Source organism: Microbulbifer maximicatervae (SeqCode) (assembly GCF_052467815.1).
On sequence record NZ_CP174326.1, the window covers coordinates 3,158,156 to 3,175,870 of the forward strand.

At 49.2% G+C, this 17,715-nt stretch carries 14 protein-coding genes and 10 tRNA genes; 22 read left to right on the top strand and 2 right to left on the bottom strand.

The features are described from left to right. Positions 1-65 precede the first annotated feature (65 nt). From msrB to cyoD, 19 genes are all read left to right on the top strand, one after another. Positions 66-482 (top strand): peptide-methionine (R)-S-oxide reductase MsrB, encoded by a 417-nt coding sequence (gene msrB / locus ACJJIW_RS13720; protein ID WP_413665066.1) that lies wholly within the window; start codon positions 66-68, stop codon positions 480-482. Continuing rightward, positions 479-1,255 (top strand): DUF1499 domain-containing protein, encoded by a 777-nt coding sequence (locus tag ACJJIW_RS13725; protein ID WP_444935469.1) that lies wholly within the window; start codon positions 479-481, stop codon positions 1,253-1,255. Before msrB ends, ACJJIW_RS13725 begins: the two co-directional genes overlap by 4 nt. Before the next feature lie 159 nt (positions 1,256-1,414). Then, positions 1,415-1,490, top strand: a tRNA-Glu gene (locus tag ACJJIW_RS13730). Position 1,491: 1 nt separating this feature from the next. Further along, positions 1,492-1,567 (top strand) — tRNA-Gly (locus tag ACJJIW_RS13735). Between the two features lie 118 nt (positions 1,568-1,685). After that, a tRNA-Glu gene (locus ACJJIW_RS13740) sits at positions 1,686-1,761 on the top strand. Between the two features lie 33 nt (positions 1,762-1,794). Next, positions 1,795-1,870: transfer RNA gene (locus ACJJIW_RS13745), tRNA-Gly, on the top strand. Positions 1,871-1,988: 118 nt separating this feature from the next. Beyond that, positions 1,989-2,064, top strand: a tRNA-Glu gene (locus ACJJIW_RS13750). A 33-nt stretch (positions 2,065-2,097) separates the two neighbouring features. After that, a tRNA-Gly gene (locus ACJJIW_RS13755) sits at positions 2,098-2,173 on the top strand. A 118-nt stretch (positions 2,174-2,291) separates the two neighbouring features. Beyond that, a tRNA-Glu gene (locus tag ACJJIW_RS13760) sits at positions 2,292-2,367 on the top strand. Between the two features lie 33 nt (positions 2,368-2,400). Beyond that, a tRNA-Gly gene (locus ACJJIW_RS13765) sits at positions 2,401-2,476 on the top strand. A 203-nt stretch (positions 2,477-2,679) separates the two neighbouring features. Then, positions 2,680-3,615 carry an ABC transporter ATP-binding protein gene (locus ACJJIW_RS13770; RefSeq protein WP_413665083.1) on the top strand — a complete coding sequence of 312 codons (936 nt, stop codon included), beginning with the start codon at positions 2,680-2,682 and terminating at the stop codon, positions 3,613-3,615. Next, on the top strand, positions 3,612-4,385 hold the full coding sequence (locus ACJJIW_RS13775) for an ABC transporter permease (RefSeq protein WP_444935470.1): 774 nt from the start codon (positions 3,612-3,614) through the stop codon (positions 4,383-4,385). Before ACJJIW_RS13770 ends, ACJJIW_RS13775 begins: the two co-directional genes overlap by 4 nt. A 7-nt stretch (positions 4,386-4,392) precedes the next feature. Next, the gene (queF, locus tag ACJJIW_RS13780; protein WP_444935471.1) at positions 4,393-5,223 is read left to right on the top strand and encodes an NADPH-dependent 7-cyano-7-deazaguanine reductase QueF; all 831 of its coding nucleotides are present in this window, start codon (positions 4,393-4,395) and stop codon (positions 5,221-5,223) included. Between the two features lie 179 nt (positions 5,224-5,402). Then, positions 5,403-6,935, top strand: a complete 1,533-nt coding sequence (locus ACJJIW_RS13785) for a DcaP family trimeric outer membrane transporter (RefSeq protein WP_444935472.1) — start codon at positions 5,403-5,405, stop codon at positions 6,933-6,935. Positions 6,936-6,969: 34 nt separating this feature from the next. Continuing rightward, a complete protein-coding gene (locus ACJJIW_RS13790) occupies positions 6,970-7,551 on the top strand; it encodes a hypothetical protein (RefSeq protein ID WP_444935473.1) in 582 nt (193 codons plus the stop codon). Positions 7,552-7,896: 345 nt separating this feature from the next. Continuing rightward, positions 7,897-8,772 carry a cytochrome c oxidase subunit II gene (locus tag ACJJIW_RS13795; protein ID WP_444935474.1) on the top strand — a complete coding sequence of 292 codons (876 nt, stop codon included), beginning with the start codon at positions 7,897-7,899 and terminating at the stop codon, positions 8,770-8,772. Next, positions 8,769-10,844 carry a cbb3-type cytochrome c oxidase subunit I gene (locus ACJJIW_RS13800; protein ID WP_444935475.1) on the top strand — a complete coding sequence of 692 codons (2,076 nt, stop codon included), beginning with the start codon at positions 8,769-8,771 and terminating at the stop codon, positions 10,842-10,844. The genes ACJJIW_RS13795 and ACJJIW_RS13800 overlap by 4 nt, the downstream gene beginning before the upstream one ends. Next, positions 10,845-11,471 carry a cytochrome c oxidase subunit 3 gene (locus ACJJIW_RS13805; protein WP_444894403.1) on the top strand — a complete coding sequence of 209 codons (627 nt, stop codon included), beginning with the start codon at positions 10,845-10,847 and terminating at the stop codon, positions 11,469-11,471. Beyond that, positions 11,464-11,784 carry a cytochrome o ubiquinol oxidase subunit IV gene (gene cyoD / locus ACJJIW_RS13810; protein ID WP_444912603.1) on the top strand — a complete coding sequence of 107 codons (321 nt, stop codon included), beginning with the start codon at positions 11,464-11,466 and terminating at the stop codon, positions 11,782-11,784. Before ACJJIW_RS13805 ends, cyoD begins: the two co-directional genes overlap by 8 nt. Before the next feature lie 29 nt (positions 11,785-11,813). On the opposite strand, the gene ACJJIW_RS13815 is transcribed toward cyoD, so the two are convergent. Beyond that, entirely contained in the window at positions 11,814-13,211 is a 1,398-nt protein-coding gene (locus ACJJIW_RS13815) for an adenylate/guanylate cyclase domain-containing protein (protein ID WP_282933535.1), read from the bottom strand. Positions 13,212-14,013: 802 nt separating this feature from the next. On the opposite strand from ACJJIW_RS13815, the gene ACJJIW_RS13820 reads away from it, so the two are divergent. The 3 genes from ACJJIW_RS13820 (at position 14,014) to ACJJIW_RS13830 (ending at position 16,777) form a co-directional block, all read left to right on the top strand. Then, positions 14,014-14,101: transfer RNA gene (locus ACJJIW_RS13820), tRNA-Ser, on the top strand. A gap of 1,090 nt (positions 14,102-15,191) precedes the next feature. Next, the gene (locus ACJJIW_RS13825) at positions 15,192-16,067 is read left to right on the top strand and encodes an RbmA family biofilm matrix protein (protein ID WP_444935476.1); all 876 of its coding nucleotides are present in this window, start codon (positions 15,192-15,194) and stop codon (positions 16,065-16,067) included. Between the two features lie 622 nt (positions 16,068-16,689). Next, positions 16,690-16,777 (top strand) — tRNA-Ser (locus tag ACJJIW_RS13830). Positions 16,778-16,905: 128 nt separating this feature from the next. Here the strand turns inward: ACJJIW_RS13830 and ACJJIW_RS13835 are convergent. After that, positions 16,906-17,157, bottom strand: coding sequence for a hypothetical protein (locus ACJJIW_RS13835; protein ID WP_444896630.1), 252 nt, complete (start codon positions 17,155-17,157; stop codon positions 16,906-16,908). Positions 17,158-17,715 lie beyond the last annotated feature (558 nt).

The window sequence follows — 17,715 nt, forward strand, 5'->3', positions numbered from 1 at the left end:
ATATAGGCTTTGCCACAAGGCGGCGCCTGACCGGAAACCCCAATTGATTACGGAAACACTAGAGTATGTCAAAACAGATGGATGAGAACTACTGGCGGGATAAGCTTACAGATGAGGAGTTTGAGGTCTGCCGGGAAGGTGGGACAGAGGCGCCGTTTAGCGGCGAATATTGGGATGTTTTTGACGATGGCGTCTATCGTTGTCGTTGCTGTGGCGAGGTTTTATTCGGCTCGCAGTCAAAATTTGAGAGCGGTTGTGGTTGGCCCAGCTTTGATGCAGAGCATTATGAAGGTGCGGTGAAGGAGCTGCCTGACAGCAGCTACGGTATGCAGCGTGTAGAGATTCGCTGCAGTAAGTGCGATGCCCATCTCGGCCATGTATTCGACGATGGCCCCACTGATACAGGGCTTCGCTACTGTGTGAACTCGCTATCGGTGAAGCTGGACCAGGGCAGCGATGAAACGGAGGATGACACTGAGTGACGGAATCACACTGGAGTAATTGGCTATTGCGGGTGCAGTGGATTCTGTTACTGCTGATCGTCTTTGCGGCTGCCGCCTTGCGTTACGGGCTGCTGCACTTCTCTGTGGTTTTCAAAATATTTGTGTTTTCTGGCGGTGCAGCCTTGGCAGTTGCACTGTTGAGTTTGGTTGTTTTTGTCTGGGGAGTGAGCAAGAGCAAGCCGTTGGTGCGCAGCAATGCTCTATGGGCGGCGTTGCTCGGACTACTGCCGGTGGCAATACCCCTGGTAACTGTGGGCAAGGGCAACTTCGATGTACCGAGGATTCACGATATCAGTACCGATACCCGCAATCCCCCCCAGTATCAAGAGGTATTGAAGTTGCGCCAGAAAGGCGATAACAGTGCCGAATACGGTGGAGAGAAGGTGGCCGAATTGCAGCGGGAGGCAGATATATATGCCGATATAATGCCGTTGCACGTGGACTTCCCGATAGCTCGTACCACTGAGATCGCTGCTGAAGTGGCCGAAGACCTGGGCTGGAAAGTGGTTGCCTATGAGCCTCAGCGGGGCCACCTGGAGGCTGTAGCGAAAACACCGATCCTCGGTTTTACGGACGATATCGTTGTACGGGTCAGCGCTGACGTGGGTGGTGGCTCCAAAGTCGATGTGCGTTCCAGCTCCCGAGTCGGGGTCAGTGACTTGGGTACCAATGCGAAGCGTATCCGCCAATTTCTGGAAGAGTTGCACCTGCACGCGCTGGTGCTCGAGGGAACTGGCACAGAGCGGTACTAGAATGCACTCCAGAAATGGCTGGGTTTTGTAAGTGTCTGACAACAAAAGAAAAAAAATCAAAAAGAGTGTTGACAGGTTTAGCGGTGATCCATAGAATGCGCCCCACTTCTGACGCAGGGCTACACTCAAAGGTGGAGCGAAACGACAGAAGGTTTCTGGGTCCCCATCGTCTAGAGGCCTAGGACACCGCCCTTTCACGGCGGTAACAGGGGTTCGACTCCCCTTGGGGATGCCACGCGGGAATAGCTCAGTTGGTAGAGCGCAACCTTGCCAAGGTTGAGGTCGCCGGTTCGAACCCGGTTTCCCGCTCCAATTTTCCGCTTTGCGAGATGATCTCTAGTCAACTCGGAAAGCACGCCACCGAGAAATCAGTGGCACTGCCATGGACAGCATGGCAGCACCGGATCGCAAGATCGAAGTGCAAGTTTCTGTCCCCATCGTCTAGAGGCCTAGGACACCGCCCTTTCACGGCGGTAACAGGGGTTCGACTCCCCTTGGGGATGCCAATACGATCCGGTAGCAGTGCTGCCGGATCAATTGCGGGAATAGCTCAGTTGGTAGAGCGCAACCTTGCCAAGGTTGAGGTCGCCGGTTCGAACCCGGTTTCCCGCTCCAATTTTCCGCTTTACGAGATGATCTCTAGTCAGCTCGGAAAGCACGCCACCGAGAAATCAGTGGCATTGCCATGGACAGCATGGCAGCACCGGATCGAAAGGTCGAAGTGCAAGTTTCTGTCCCCATCGTCTAGAGGCCTAGGACACCGCCCTTTCACGGCGGTAACAGGGGTTCGACTCCCCTTGGGGATGCCAATACGACCCGGTAGTAATGCTGCCGGGTCAATTGCGGGAATAGCTCAGTTGGTAGAGCGCAACCTTGCCAAGGTTGAGGTCGCCGGTTCGAACCCGGTTTCCCGCTCCAATTTTCTGCTTTGCGAGATGATCTCTAGTCAACTCGGAGAGCATGCCATCGAGAAATCAGTGGTATTGCCATGGACAGCATGGCAGCACCGGATCGAAAGGTCGAAGTGCAAGTTTCTGTCCCCATCGTCTAGAGGCCTAGGACACCGCCCTTTCACGGCGGTAACAGGGGTTCGACTCCCCTTGGGGATGCCAATACGACCCGGTAGCAGTGCTACCGGGTCAATTGCGGGAATAGCTCAGTTGGTAGAGCGCAACCTTGCCAAGGTTGAGGTCGCCGGTTCGAACCCGGTTTCCCGCTCCAAAAATAAAAAGCCGCTCAATCGAGCGGCTTTTTGTTTTTCCGATATAGTAATTCTTATCTTCTGCACGGTTACTTTTGCCCGGGACTCCTGCAAGTTCCGGTTCGTCCCACCAAGTGACGTGTATGAAAAACCCTAGCTCCCCTCAGGTTGAAATTATTCGGGCAAGCGCGTTGAATAACGCTCCCCACTATAGGAGTGCAAGATGAGCGCTGCGCTATCGATCCATAACTTACAGAAAACCTACGACAATGGTTTTCAGGCCCTGAAAGGCATCAGTTTTGACGTGCAGCCGGGAGACTTCTTTGCGCTGCTGGGTCCCAATGGGGCGGGGAAGTCCACCACAATCGGTATCATCTGTTCCCTTGTGCGCAAAAGCGGTGGCTCAGTGTCGATTTTTGGTGAGGATATCGACGTCGATTTTGCTGCGGCCAAGCGCCTGTTAGGTGTTGTGCCACAAGAATTTAACTTCAGCCAGTTTGAGAAAGTGTTCGACATTGTCGTTACCCAGGGCGGTTTTTACGGTATGCCGCGCAAACTGGCTGAAGAGCGCACTGAAAAATACCTGAAGCAGCTGGGTCTGTGGGATAAGCGCGCTACCCAGGCGCGCATGCTCTCCGGCGGTATGAAGCGCAGATTGATGATTGCCCGCGCGCTGATTCACGAACCAAAATTGCTGATTCTGGATGAACCCACAGCTGGAGTGGATATAGAACTGCGGCGTTCTATGTGGAGTTTCCTAGAAAAAATAAACCAGCAGGGCACCACAATTATTCTCACCACCCACTATCTGGAGGAAGCCGAGAGCCTCTGCCGCAATATAGCGATTATCGACAAGGGCACTATTGTCGAGAACACTTCGATAAAGTCACTGCTGAAAACCCTGAACCGGGAGACCTTTATCCTGGATTGCGCAGAATTTCTCACTGAGTGCCCGGACTTGTCCGGTTATGAAGGGCGTTTGCGAGACAATCACTCACTGGAAGTCACTATTGAAAAGGGACAATCTCTGACCGAGGTATTTGCGTCATTGCAGCGACAGGGCATCACAGTCACCAGTATGCGCAATCGCGCCAATCGCTTGGAGGAGTTGTTCCTGTCCATGTTGTCGGAAGAAAAAATGTCGGGGCTAGAAGAGTGAAGGGCAGATTAATCTGGATATCATTCAGCACTATTTACCGTCGGGAAGTCCGGCGCTTTATGCGTATATGGCCGCAGACCCTGGTACCGCCGGTAATCACTATGTCACTGTACTTTGTGATCTTTGGCTCCCTGATTGGTCGGCGAATTGGTGATATGGGGGGCTATCCGTATATCGAGTTTGTTGTGCCGGGTTTGATCATGATGTCGGTGATTACCAATTCCTACGCCAACGTAGTTTCGTCTTTTTACAGCGCTAAATTTCAGCGCAGTGTGGAGGAGCTTTTGGTCTCGCCAACGCCGAATTGGGTGATTATGGCGGGCTATGTTCTCGGTGGCGTGTCACGGGGATTAATGGTGGGGTTGATAGTGACTCTCGTAGCGATGTTTTTTACCTCGCTGACGGTAGAGCACATCTTTTTCACGGTAGCGATTGTATTTTTGACAGCGGTGCTGTTTTCCCTGGCCGGGTTTATCAATGCTATTTTTGCCAATAGTTTTGATGCTATCTCTATTATTCCGACCTTTGTATTAACTCCCCTCACATACCTGGGAGGTGTGTTTTACTCTATCGACCTGCTGTCGCCTTTTTGGCAGGGGTTGTCGAAATTGAACCCCATTCTTTATATGGTGAACTCCTTCCGTTACGGCATTTTGGGTGTTTCCGATATTAATGTTGTCGGGGCATTTTTTGGCGTCCTGGTATTTATTGCGCTTTTGGGATCCTGGGCCATTTATCTGATGAGCCACGGTAAGCGACTGAGACATTGAGAAATTTATGACAAGAGAAGACTGGCAAAACCTCCCCCTGGGGCAGGAGACCACCTACGAATCCACTTACAACCCCGAGTTGCTCCATCCAATTCAACGCTCAGTATCCCGAGCCCAGTTGGGACTCTCTGCCGGCGCAATGCCTTTCTTTGGAGAGGATGAATGGTGGGGTTTTGAGCTTTCCTGGCTGAACCCCAGGGGCAAACCACAGGTGGCGGTGGCTCGTTTTAGTTTTCCTGCGGAAAGCCCCTGCATGGTGGAGTCAAAATCCTTCAAGTTGTATTTAAACTCTTTTAACCAGAGCAAGTTTGAATCCTGGAGATTGGTACAGGATGCACTGGTGCGGGACCTCTCTGCAGCGGCGGGGGCAAATGTCGGCGTTACCCTGATGGATGTGGAAGATGCAGCGCTGGCAGTTGAGAAGCCAGAGGGTTATTGTCTGGATCATCTCGATATAGAAGTGAATAATTACGAGCCGGATCCTGCACTTCTCGCCTTCGAAGGCGGTGAGGAAGATGTGAGTGAGGTTCTTTATAGCCACTTGCTGCGCAGTAATTGTCCGGTAACGGGACAACCGGATTGGGCGACAGTGGTTGTGGACTATAAAGGACCGGCACTGAAGCGAGAGGCACTGTTGGCTTATATTGTTTCCTTCCGCGAACACCAGGATTTTCACGAGCACTGTGTCGAGCGTATCTTTTGCGACTTGCAACAGTTGGCGGAATTTACCGAGTTAACTGTATGTGCCCGCTATACCCGTCGTGGTGGCTTGGATATTAATCCGCTGAGATCGACTCGCATTGAGAAACGTATGCCTCCGCGTTTTGCCCGTCAATAATTTCCTTTCTTAAGTGCCACCGGAGTCCCCGGTGGTACGGTCCTTCAATTTCAATCTTTGCTTGGTGCCGGCCTGGGTTGGCGCTGCGGACTCTTAAGCTACGCTTTCCAGATAGGCCGGGGAAACCGACAGTGTAGTTGTGTTGGCCACCCCACAGGAGGTGGAGTTGAGGCTGACAGATGGAGATTAATACGAAGTCCCCAGTAATCCCTGCCGTAGTAATCGGTTTTGCCCCACTTCTTTTTTCCCAACCTTCCACTGCAGAAGTTTATGTTAAAGCTGATGAACTGATACGGGTGATTGAGGCCCAGCAACAGCAGCTGGAAGAGCAGCAGGCCCAGATCCAGCAACAACAGGCAGACCTCGAAGCCCTGCGCCGGCAAATTGAGCAAATGCAGCGGGCATCACCACCCCGCCCCTCAATGGAAGTAATTCCTGTGCAACCCGCTGAAGCGCCAGCGAGTAAGGGAGAGCTAAATGATTTGCAGCGACAGATTGAGGAGATACGCCAAGTGGTCCCGCCCGGTTCGCTACCTCCGCCGCGGGCCCAGTCTGATCAGGCAGTACCTGACCCCAGTGATATCGAAGATGTGATTGCCAATGCGACAACGGAGTGGCCCGGCTCCATTCCCCTGTTGGGAAGCACCATGAAGGCGAAGCTCAGCGGCTTTGCAGACCTGGACGTTAATTATGATACTGACGCGATCATCAGCCCCGCACAATTTGTTCCTGCCGATATTGTGACTTTCGACAAGACGGCTGCAGAAGGAGCAGACGGGCAGACAGAATTTACCGTGCAGACCTCCAGGTTGGTATTTGAGACCCTGCAGCACTGGGAGGGACGTGAATTTAAAACCCTGATTTCGATGGACTTCCTGCAGGACTCCAGTGTTACCACTCCCAACCCCCGTATGCGTAAAGCTTATGGAGAAGTGAGCAATGCGCTTTGGGGGGGCAGTATTCTTGTAGGGCAGCAGTGGTCAACATTCGCGAACTTGGAAGCGGTCCCCAATACCCTGGATTTCCAGGGGCCTAATTCGGCATTTGGCTTGCGCCATTCAATGGTCCGATGGATTAAGAGGTATGGACCACAGTATTACTTTAAGGTGGCTATTGAAGCGCCAGATTCACAAATATTCGAGGATGCAATCGAGGTTGCCCGCTGGCCCGATGCGGTATTTGCCCTGGAGTCGGACTTGCCCAAGTCCCAGGTACAAGCGGGTTTGGTATTAAGGGATTTGCGCGCGAGTGGCGATCCGGATTCAGCCGTATCGACTACCGGCTGGGGATTAAATTTAAGCGGCACTTTCAATATGCCCGGCGCACTTTCTAAAGACGTTCTTTATTACTCTTTGTCCCTCGGTGCGGGATATAGCGGTCTACTTAATGATGCGCCACCAGATGCAGCTTATGATTTTTTTGATAACTCCGTAGAGGCACTAAACACTACAGCCTGGTATCTGGGGTACCAGCACTGGTGGACTCCTTGCCTGTATACCGTGGCGACCTACGGTAGGGTGAGGCAGGATAATCTGGACTTCCAACCCGGTGAGTCCTACAAAGCAACCCAATACCGCAGTATCAATATTGTCTGGTTACCCTTTCCCCGTTGGCTGACTGGAATCGAGGTACTCTACGGCGCTCGCAAAGACAAAGATGGAGATAGGGGCTCTTTGGTTAGGACACAATTTACGACCCGAATGACGTTTTAAAAAAGTAAAGTGTTTAAACGAGGTGTTCAGGTTTATGCGAGTCAAACGAGAGAAGCTATTTCAAGCACGAGTTATTCGGTTGTTATGCAGCCTTTCAGTGATTTCTCTTCTGCTCGGATGGACTTCAGCCAGTACCGTGGTTACGCGGGTATGGCAGTCCCCATATATTGGTATTCAAAGTTTAGGAAAAACCCTGGTACTCGCATATACCCTGGTACCGAGGCCGATAGTCGGTGGGCAGGTAGAAAGGGAGTGGGTCATGCAACTGCAGGATACGGGTATTGATGCGCATTCCTGGAGTGCTCTCGGAGCAATAACGGGTGTTCCCTCAATGGGGGATATTGCACCCTTACTCCGGGAGAGAGGATTTGACACTTTATTGGTTACCCAATTGTTGGCATTAAAACGGATCAACCCGAATATCCGCAACTCCCAGGTTGCTGTTGTGGAGACACGTCTATATTCGGCGCCTAGTGACGAAGTTTATTGGTCGGTTCAGTCGGATACTTTTTTATACAAGTATTCAGGGGAGGAGCTGCGCCATCCCAATGAGAGAGATTTACGCGAGTTTGTAGAGGTGATGATTCGCACTATGTCTGGCAATGGCGTTTTATAGCCGCTAATTTATCGTGATTTTTATCGAACCTTTCTCCAGGCCAATAAAACTGTTGTATTCAGCTATTCTGGTGAGACAAACCGTTGATGGGCCTATCAAAGAGTGCGCGTTCAATGGTTCGAAAGGGAATTCAAAGCGTTAGCAGGAATAGATGCCGGCTAACTACTTTTGGCGGTAGGCTTTACCATGGATTGGAATCTAAAAGCCCCTGTGGTTTTTTGGCGTGCGTGTCTAAGGTGCTGGAGATGTGTTGATGTACACGCTCCACGATTATTATTTATTCTGCCAGTTTTTCTTTCAATTTTATTAATCCCCTATTCAGCCAGTGCTTCTGAAACCTTTCTGATGCCGTTGGGACCAGTGGCAGAGGAGCAGAAAGTACACTTCTTTTGGGCTATGGCACTCACCATGGTCGCTGTTCTCCCGGTATTTATCCTGGTGCCAGTAATCCTCTTTAAATACCGAAGAAAAAAAGGTCACGGATTCTATGCGCCAAAATGGGAAACCTATGGTCCGCTCGAAGTAATTATGTGGGGTGTGCCATTCCTGGTCATAATTGTGCTGTCAGTGATGCTCTGGCGTGCAACGGCACGGCTCGATCCCTACAAGGAAATACAGGGCGTTGTACCCCCGGTAAAAGTGCAGGTGGTGGGGCTCGACTGGAAGTGGTTATTTATCTATCCGGAGCTGGATATTGCAACAGTCGGTGAATTGGTTGTACCGGTACACACTCCAGTCTCCATGATATTAACCAGCGATACGGTAATGCAGTCGTTCTTTATTTCTGCATTGGCTGGGCAGATTTATGTGATGCCGGGTATGACGACAAAGCTCAATTTTATCGGTACAAAAACCGGCGACACCAGAGGGGAGAATACCCAATACACCGGCAATGGTTTTGTCGACCAGAATTTTGCAGTCAAGGTTGTGACTGATGAGGACTTTGAAACCTGGGTAAAGCAAGTACGGACGGGTGGGATTGTCCTGAGTCCAGAAAATTATAACCGCCTGGCACAGCGAAACACCAAAAAACAAGCATACAAAGTCTTGGGAAATAGCAAGATGCCAGAAAATACACTGTATTTTAACTTGCCGGGCACAGACCTTTTTCACGAAATAGTAATGCGTTATCACTCCGGTAAACCGCTGAGCATCGAAGAGCAGCCCGGCACCCGAAAATTCGGCCGGGGCGAGGATGATGCCGAGGGAGCGCAGCCATGAACAATTTGGATTACGGTTGGCTGGGTAAGCTTAATTGGGATTCTCTGGTGTTTAGCGGGTTTCTTGAGCGGCCCTCTGTCAGTGAGGCCGTTGCCAGTGTGGCGGGCTCGATAGTAATACTGGCAACAGTGGGAATCCTGTTTTTATTGACCTGGTTTAAAGTCTGGGGAACACTCTGGCGGGATTGGTTGACCAGCACTGATCACAAAAAAATCGGCATTATGTATATCGCTTTTGCGATCGTGATGTTGGTTCGAGGTTTGCTAGAGGGAATGGTAATGCGTGCCCAGCAAGCCGCCGCACCGGAAGGTTTCCTCTATGCAGATCACTTTGCCCAGTTGTTCAGTACGCATGGCACCATAATGGTGTTTTTTGTGGCAGTTCCGTTTTTGGTGGGCCTCATTAATTTCGCTATGCCGCTGCAAATTGGTGCCCGTGATGTGGCCTTCCCGGTACTTAATCAGATCAGCCTGGCGGTGACAGTTTCCTCCGGTATTTTGTTGATGGTCTCTCTGGTGGTGGGGCAGTTTTCTACAGGGGGGTGGTCGGCTTATCCACCTTATACGGGGGCGGATTTTAGTCCCGGGGTTGGGCCTGACTACTGGATATGGGCGATCGTATTTTCTGGGGCGGGCACGACATTAACGGGAATTAATTTCACCGTCACCGTGTATAAATGCCGTGGTCCAGGAATGCACTTATTCCGTATGCCACTGTTTTGTTGGACCGTACTCTGCGCCTCCATTCTAATGATTTTCGCAATGCCGCCCCTTAGCGTTGCCGCACTAATGTTGGGCTTGGATCGCTACCTGGATTTCCACTTCTTCACCAATGACCTCGGTGGAAATATGATGAACTATGCCAATTTGTTTTGGCTCTTTGGTCACCCTGAGGTCTATTTGTTGGTGCTGCCAGCCTATGGTATTTTTTCCGAGGTCTTTTCCACCTATTCGGCCAAAACCCTGTACGGCTATAAATCCCTGGTGATTGCTACCATGTGTATTGCGATCCTGTCCTTTACGGTGTGGTTGCATCACTTTTTTACCATGGGGCAGAGTCCGACGATCAATATTGCCTTTGGTATAGCGACTATGCTGATCGCGGTGCCGACCGGGGTGAAAGTTTACGACTGGATGGCGACCATGTATCGCGGTCGAATACGTTTTACCACTCCAATGGTTTATGCCATCGGCTTTTTAATCCTGTTTGTGATTGGTGGTCTATCCGGCGTTATCCTGGCTAACCCTACCGTCGATTTCCAAGTGCACAATACACTGTTCTTGGTGGCGCATTTCCACAATGTTCTGATTCCCGGCGTGCTGTTTGGAATTTTGGCAGGGTACAACTACTGGTTCCCCAAAGCATTTGGTTTCCGCCTTAATGATAAGTGGGGTAAACGCTCAGCCTATCTCTGGTTTGCAGGATTTATGGTGACATTTTTCCCGCTCTATGGCGCCGGCTTATTGGGAATGCCAAGGCGATCATTCAGCTATGCCGATCTCACATTCAAGCCTTACATGATCGTTGCTTTTATTGGCGCAATGATTGTTCTGGCGGCCTTAATCTCGCTGGTTATTCAATTTATCGTAAGCATCAGAGACCGAAAGAAAACCCAGGTTCCTGTGGGTGATCCTTGGGATGGACGCTCCCTGGAATGGAACTCTCCCGCTCCGGTACCGGCTTATAACTTTGTTGAAATACCCAAGGTTACTGATCGGGATGCATTTACTGAGGCTAAGGAGCATGGTGAAGCCTATAAGCGGCCTAAAGTCTATCGAGACATAGAGCTCCCTAAAAATAATCCTCTCGGATTTATTTTGTGCGTTGTCAGTGGAATTTTGATGTTTGCCCTGGTTTGGTACATCTGGTGGCTTGCACTGATCTCCGCATTAACCATTTTGGTTGCAGTTATCGCGGCCACCTTCCGCAAAGAAACGGAATATATTATTCCTGCCAGTCAGTTAGAGAAGGATACGGAAGCTTGGTTGGCCTTGGTCGAGAAGAGCGAGGCAGTGAGCCGGGACCTGGAAGATTCCCCGCGAAATGTCGGCCTTGCGAAGCTGGAGATCTAAATGAATCCCGTCTCTTCACCGAAAAGCCCGGGCAGCATCAATCCCCACGAAGCCATCCACAGAGATCCCGATATGGTGATCTTTGGCTTCTGGGTCTTCATGATGAGCGACCTGATTTTCTTTGGGGTGGTATTTGCGATTTATATCACCATGGTGGGCGCTACCGCCGGAGGGCCGGGCCCGAAAGAGCTTTTTGATTTCGGCAGCTTGTTCGCCCAAACGATGCTTCTTCTAACCAGCAGCCTCACTGCGGGTATTGCGACAGTTATTGTTAAGCATGAACGCAGTCGCGCTGCCTTTCTATTTTGGGTGGTGATAACCCTGTTGCTGGGCATGGGTTTCCTGGCGTTGGAACTGTACGACTTTGCCGGGATGGCCGAGAAGGGCGGGGTGCCACAGCGCAGTGGTTACCTGTCAGCCTTTTTTGGCTTAGTGCCCTTGCACGGTCTCCATGTTACTTTCGGTTGTCTGTGGATGATCGTTTTGATCGTTCAGGTTTTCACTATGGGATTGGGAGATGTCGTAAAGCTGCGCTTTCTGCGCCTGGCATTGTTCTGGCACTTCCTCGATTTGATTTGGATCGGAATTTTTTCCGTGGTTTATTTCGGTGGCTGGGTCTATGGCTAAAGAACCGACTTTTGCGCAACACCTGCGTCTGTATATCACAGGTTATATCCTGTCTATTGTGCTCACTCTGGCGGCTTTTGCCGCAGTGCTGACGATCGGTAGGGAGAATAAAAGTGTCTTGATTCTCGTTGCGTTACTAGGGGTTGCGCAACTGGTGGTGCAATTAAAATATTTCTTGAACGTAACGACCCAACGGGACCGGAGGGATAACCTGGCGTTAATCCTTTTCTCTAGCTTAATTCTTTTGATTATTGTGTTGGGTACAGTCTGGATTATGGGGAACCTGGCGGTGCGTATGCATACCACTATGTAGAAATTTGAGCCTACACACCTTTTATAAAACTAGATAATGACTTTGCTCTTCAGGTTGGATGCTGCTTTTTGCAGGGACTGTAAAACCTTTTCCTTATCGTAATTTCGGATTTTATCCAGGTCTAAATGCATTGAGAATCCGGGGGCATGCTCCTCCAGGTAACTCTGCTGGCCACCCAGGTTCTTACGCAGATCAGTAACCTGGTAAACCTTCACCGGGGTACTAATACCTTTTACGGTGATATGCCCTTTGTCCCGGCACATAACCGTGTGTTTGATCATGGCCCAGGTCTCGTGGCTAATCAGGATTTCTCCCGGCTGGGCGGCGCCTTCCAATCGCGAAGCGAGGTTAACGTGGGTACCCATCACCGTGTAAGACTGGTAGTTAGCGGTACCAAAAATGCCGACAGTACAGTAGCCGGTATTAATACCCATACGAACCTGCAAGGGGCGCGAGATACCTTTGTTATACCATTCCTGCTTCATTTCACGTACGCGTTTACGCATCGCCAGGGCCATAGCTACGCAGCGCAGAGCGTCTGACTTTGGTCCTTTACTCTCATCGTCCCCAAACACAACCATTACCGCATCGCCGATAAACTTATCGATAGTGCCGCCGTATTGCCCAGCGATGCGTGCCATTTCAGAGAGGTAATTATTGAGCAGCTGGGTAAAGGTCTCTGCCTCTAACTCCTCGGTGAGCTGGCTGAAGTCTTTGATGTCAGAAAAGAAAACGGTGAGGAGCTTTCTCTGGGTCACCAGAGCTTCTTCATCCCCAGTAGTGACAGAGCGCCACAGCTTTTGTGGCAAGTACTTGGAAAGTTTGTAGGAGCGAACCTTGCTAACGCGCTGCTCAACCATCAGGGAGTGATTGGCTTCCTTAAGCTGGCCAATCTGGCGGTGGGTAAAGAATGCATAGGCGCATAAATAGGCCAGAATACAGATCAGGCTTACGGTGCTGATAGTGAGGTCAGCGCTCACCAATAGGGATGGTTCGTGCATCAGGTACCCGATAACGACCCCAACCAATAAGCCGGTATTGTGCTCAAACCAAGCGCGACCGCCGCCGCCCCCAGTGAGGGCATTCAGCTGGACCATGGTAACCAGCAGCAGCGAGGGCAGCATGCTGAAGTCTGCCAGGGATATGGTGATGCCGATCAGTACTGTATCCAGGAAAGAAAGGCAGCGGCGGGTTTTCAGTGCTTTTTTATCGCCAGTTTTGTAGAGGATAAATTGGGCGAGAGCGGTATAAGCAATGATAAAAAGAGCAGATCCGGTAATAACCAGCTTGTCTGATTGCCATGGCGCATCCCAATTCACCGCGTTTGCCAGGGTGCCGGCAGCGGCAAATAAAATCAGGGTGCGAAAATAGGTGGAGTAGCGAGGGTTAACATTCCGCCCCGTGCTCTCCTCAAGCTGGTCCTGCATTTGTGTTGTTCTTTGTCCGTTTGAGCAGAAAGTGAACACCTTGCGCGTTGGCGATAGGGTGGCTCCGATTTCCCCATCCACCGTATAGCCACGCCGTGACTCCAGCAGCGCAGTTTACTCTTCCGAGGAACAGAATGCGAAAAAACTGTGCATGCAAGTGATATTTTTCTCGTTGTTGTTGCCAGTGATATTACCGCACCTCCAGCCTCAGAACCTCCCAATTTTCATGGCAGATTTGCATTTAGGCAGGCGGGGCACCGTCAAGGCTTTGCGTAACAGGGGGTATATAGATAGCGATCACTGACTCTACAGCGGATGGAGAATTATGACAGAGTGCCTTTCTGACATTATTAACCTAGATCAAACCGAATTCTGGAGTCCGGGTGTTTTGCGCCGTGATGAAGGGAGGTGTGTCGGCAAAAGATAAGTTGCGCTATAACTACTTACTTTAAGGGCCCAAGGAAAGAGAAGGCCCCGAAAGCTATGTTAGTCGGTACTAGTGTAGAGCCTGGGTTTAGGTGACTAATCGAGCCTTCCATCTAAACCTGCGACATCTCCTGAGCCCATTTGAAAGAGTACATAGCAATGGTACTTGCGGCGGCTGACCCAAAACACCTTTATGAACCCCCGTTTTTACTGTCCGAGATACTTTTTTCGCATTAGTGCTTGCACAACCGGGTACATTTGGGTAAAGTGCGCGCTCTCTCGACGACACAGCAGCTATCTTCCTGATTTCCTTGAAGATTTCTCTGGAGAAAGAGGCCGCTACAAGGCGGAGAGCCCTCATGGAGGGTGACAATTTGGTGAGGTGTCCGAGTGGTCGAAGGAGCACGCCTGGAAAGTGTGTATGTCGCAAGGCATCGAGGGTTCGAATCCCTCCCTCACCGCCATATTCTAAAAGCCCGGTTTATACCGGGCTTTTTTGTTTCTTCTCTCGCATAATTCCATTCTGTCTTTTGGTAGTTCCAGCCGTTATTTGTGACACTTTTTTTGGTTCTTCAGGACGGGATGCCCCAAAGATTGGCCCAAATTCGAATGGGCTTAAAATCGATGAGTTATTTGATTTGAGGGAGCTGTAAAAGGCTATTTTCACTCAGGATTTTAATTGATCGTTTTATATTTCCTCTCATTCTGGGGCAGTTTTTTCGTCTGCCCAGGTTATTTTATTTAAGTTAGTTTCGTGAGAGTGTTCACTGCGAATGTAATTCCCTGCCGCTATTTTTAAATTGTAGCTACATTCTCTAATTCGCAGCTAATTCACGGTTATATATTAAATTTCCTGGCTAAATTATCTTCGTGATTATTGCCTGCTTGGTGGTGAATTCTTACTTACAATCCTTATATATTTTCACAGTATGCAGGGTTTGGCATGTAAAATTTACTTATGCCGTCAATGACGGCCACTGCTTCGGTATTATCGAGCGAGATACTATGAATCAAAAAATTGCTAAGGCTGTGAGCTGCTATTGCGACTGAGGTCAAAATGGTGTGTGAATTAATATGGCTGGAAGATCTACGCATATGGTTTATGTGATAACAAAGATATTAGCCAATGATGAAAGCCTTCCAGTGCATGTATCGATCAATATCAGCACTGGGGATACCCGGTGCTTGATTGTTAGAACTACTTATCAGGCTGACTCTATGTCAAGAGTCCGATTACTTTAATGGATTTTATTGAGCGGTTGATCAGCGATTTATCAGGGTTGGTTGTGTAGATACTATCCTTGAGTTTTTCAATTGGGACGTTTGTGGAGTGAAAATTTTTGTGGAGACAGGGAGAGTTGAAATACAATATATTGGACAGATTTAATTTAGTTGGTCTTTAGTGGATGAATGGTATTTACCATAAGGTGAATCTATACAAGATCGGCGATAAATATGGATTACTATGATGTGAACCATATTTTCTCAGGAAGTGGCTCTAAAATCTGTTCGAAGTTTTGTTGTATCTCATAATGTATTAAATGGAATGTGATTTTGAAAAACCTGGATGTAAGCTACCCTATGCACAGTGGTGTGCTGAAAAATTCTATCGCTGGTATTGCTTTAATCTGCGCACCGTCATTGATTCAGGCGGATACATTAAGTTCAAAAATAGACCTCGGTGAGGCATTTCCTTTCAGGTTGGAGGATGGGGTTGATCATGAGGTAGATTTAGATATTGGCTATCAATTCGATAATATCGAAAGAGTTTGTGTCAATACTGAAGTTAAAGATGGAGATGCGAATTCGGCAGTTTTTATAGTAGAAAAAGAATTTATAGATCCAGATATCCCTTGGATTTCTGCCCAATATACTCTGGTGGACCTGTTATATAACCATGCTCTGCCAACTCCGGACAACTCCAATCCTTCTTCACAGTTACAAAATTTCAACTACTGTGTTGATGAAAATAGCTTATTGTCGAAAAACCTACTGGATGGGGAGGGTGAGATAAAGCTCAGAGTGCAAGGTGGTTATGTAGAGCTATGGGATCTTGAACTGGTTGTTGAGGGTGACGTCTCTGACACTCAGTTAGCGATTGTGCTTGATGAGCCTGCCGAGTTTTTAGTTCCTTCCTACGGGGGAAGAGTCAATTATGATGCGAGTATACGTAATTTAGACTCTTCACAATCGTTGGTTACACTTGAGCAATGGAGCCTACTCACTTTTCCCAATGGGGATAGTTATCCCATTCATAATTCACGAGATGTTGTGCTGAATTACTCTGAGACAAAGGACTACACTCGGAATTATCTAACTATACCAGAGTGGTTTGAGGCCGGAGATTACGAGTTAACTTGGTATGTAACTAATCCAAGCACTGGGGCTCGAGTAAAAGACAGCCTGTATTTCACAAAAAGTGCTGACTAAGTTTTAAATTGTCAGTGGGCTGGGGCACTTATGCGCCCCAGCCTTCTATTGAACTGAAGTAGCGAGCACTGAGAAGTATCACCGACGAACCTTGGAGCGTTCTGGAAGAAACTTGCCCTGGTGGCCACGTTATAGTTTTCTTTTATTGCCTTTAACAGGATGGGCAGGACACTTTCTTGAGGTAAGTTTTAGACACCGATAGGTTATGAAAAGGTACTAGCAGTCAATTTACACCCTGTACTCAGGCTGTATCGGGTTGGATATAGATTTGCCATGCAGTCTTGACTGGTTCCACTGGGCGTTCCCCCTTTCTTTCCCAGATCCTCCGCCATACCAGCCCCTTATTACTTGGTCGGCGTGCGGTGTTCAAATTCTAAATGGTATTGGTCGTATGAGCGCACACAATTTGTATGAAATCTAACCAGGAGCATTGGATGTGCACCAAAGAGAATGTACGGAGCTCATTCATCTCAGATTTCACTGGAACTTTCTCTAACATTTGGGTAAAGTGCACTCTCTCTCAAGGCTAAAGTAGCTATCTTATTGATTTATTTGAAGATTTCATTAAGGCGAGAGAACGTTGAAAGACGGACCGCCCCAACAGGGGGTGACAAGAGAACTTGGTGAGGTGTCCGAGTGGTCGAAGGAGCACGCCTGGAAAGTGTGTATGTCGCAAGGCATCGAGGGTTCGAATCCCTCCCTCACCGCCATCTTCTAAAAGCCCGGCTTATGCCGGGCTTTTTTATTTCTGAAGCTTTTGTTCTTTAGTCTTGAGTATCAAAGACCTTAGCTGTCACTGCTTTCTCCTATAGACGGAGGAGGCTGCTAGGCAGAGACCCTATTTATTACCGCAGTACTCATCAAAATTACTGGGAGTGTTAGCAAAGCCAGCCTTCTCTGCAAGTTCCCATGGTCGTTCGCATTCTTTAGTTTTACTACACCAAAGGTAGCCGGCTGAGTTTATACACCCGTGGGCATCCTTGTCTGAACCGACCGGTGTGGTGGGCTTGGGATCCTCTGGAGTATCTGAGGAGCACCCCATCAGGGACGCGACTAGGATAAAAGCGGCGGCTTCTTTGATTTTGAGCATTACAATCACCAGAAAGTTAAGGTTATTGTTAAGGAGCCTCTGAATAACTCCGTGATACCTCTGGCATGCAGAGCGGTTCACAGTCAAGGCGCGGCTTCGCAGGAATGTCTAGACCTTTCAAGAAGTCGCAACGCGGAGTGTGAATCGCTCTGCTTGCCCCAAAGGGCGGGTCTTGAAGGCCACATCTGCTGCGTTGCATAGGGCCATTCGCGGCGAGCTGCGCCTAACACCTGCAGCCTTCAAGACCCGCAGAGGCATTACGGAGTTATTTAGAGGCTCCTTGAGTATACGATTTAGTGCAGTACCCTTCACAAGCCGTGCCTAATCGTTACTTCAAGGCCAGTTCAAGTGGGTCTTTTAACATTATTATTAAGTTTGAAAGGGTATGGGGTTGATAAGCCCCTTCAGTCTAGTAGCTTATCTGCAAATCTGGCTATACTTAAAAATCACCCTCTCGATAACTCTCAAAACTCCTGGTTACTTTAATATCCTGTCTTAGGGCTGTGATATCTCTATCGCAGGAAAAAATAAGTCCGTAAGTAGTAGCGGATTGCCTAA

Coding starts and splice junctions, on each gene's coding strand:
- msrB (WP_413665066.1), top strand. CDS start 66: ATGTCAAAACAGATGGATGAGAACTACTGGCGGGATAAGCTTACAGAT.
- ACJJIW_RS13770 (WP_413665083.1), top strand. CDS start 2,680: ATGAGCGCTGCGCTATCGATCCATAACTTACAGAAAACCTACGACAAT.
- queF (WP_444935471.1), top strand. CDS start 4,393: ATGACAAGAGAAGACTGGCAAAACCTCCCCCTGGGGCAGGAGACCACC.
- ACJJIW_RS13785 (WP_444935472.1), top strand. CDS start 5,403: ATGGAGATTAATACGAAGTCCCCAGTAATCCCTGCCGTAGTAATCGGT.
- ACJJIW_RS13790 (WP_444935473.1), top strand. CDS start 6,970: ATGCGAGTCAAACGAGAGAAGCTATTTCAAGCACGAGTTATTCGGTTG.
- ACJJIW_RS13795 (WP_444935474.1), top strand. CDS start 7,897: ATGCCGTTGGGACCAGTGGCAGAGGAGCAGAAAGTACACTTCTTTTGG.
- ACJJIW_RS13800 (WP_444935475.1), top strand. CDS start 8,769: ATGAACAATTTGGATTACGGTTGGCTGGGTAAGCTTAATTGGGATTCT.
- ACJJIW_RS13805 (WP_444894403.1), top strand. CDS start 10,845: ATGAATCCCGTCTCTTCACCGAAAAGCCCGGGCAGCATCAATCCCCAC.
- cyoD (WP_444912603.1), top strand. CDS start 11,464: ATGGCTAAAGAACCGACTTTTGCGCAACACCTGCGTCTGTATATCACA.
- ACJJIW_RS13815 (WP_282933535.1), bottom strand. CDS start 13,211: ATGCAGGACCAGCTTGAGGAGAGCACGGGGCGGAATGTTAACCCTCGC.
- ACJJIW_RS13835 (WP_444896630.1), bottom strand. CDS start 17,157: ATGCTCAAAATCAAAGAAGCCGCCGCTTTTATCCTAGTCGCGTCCCTG.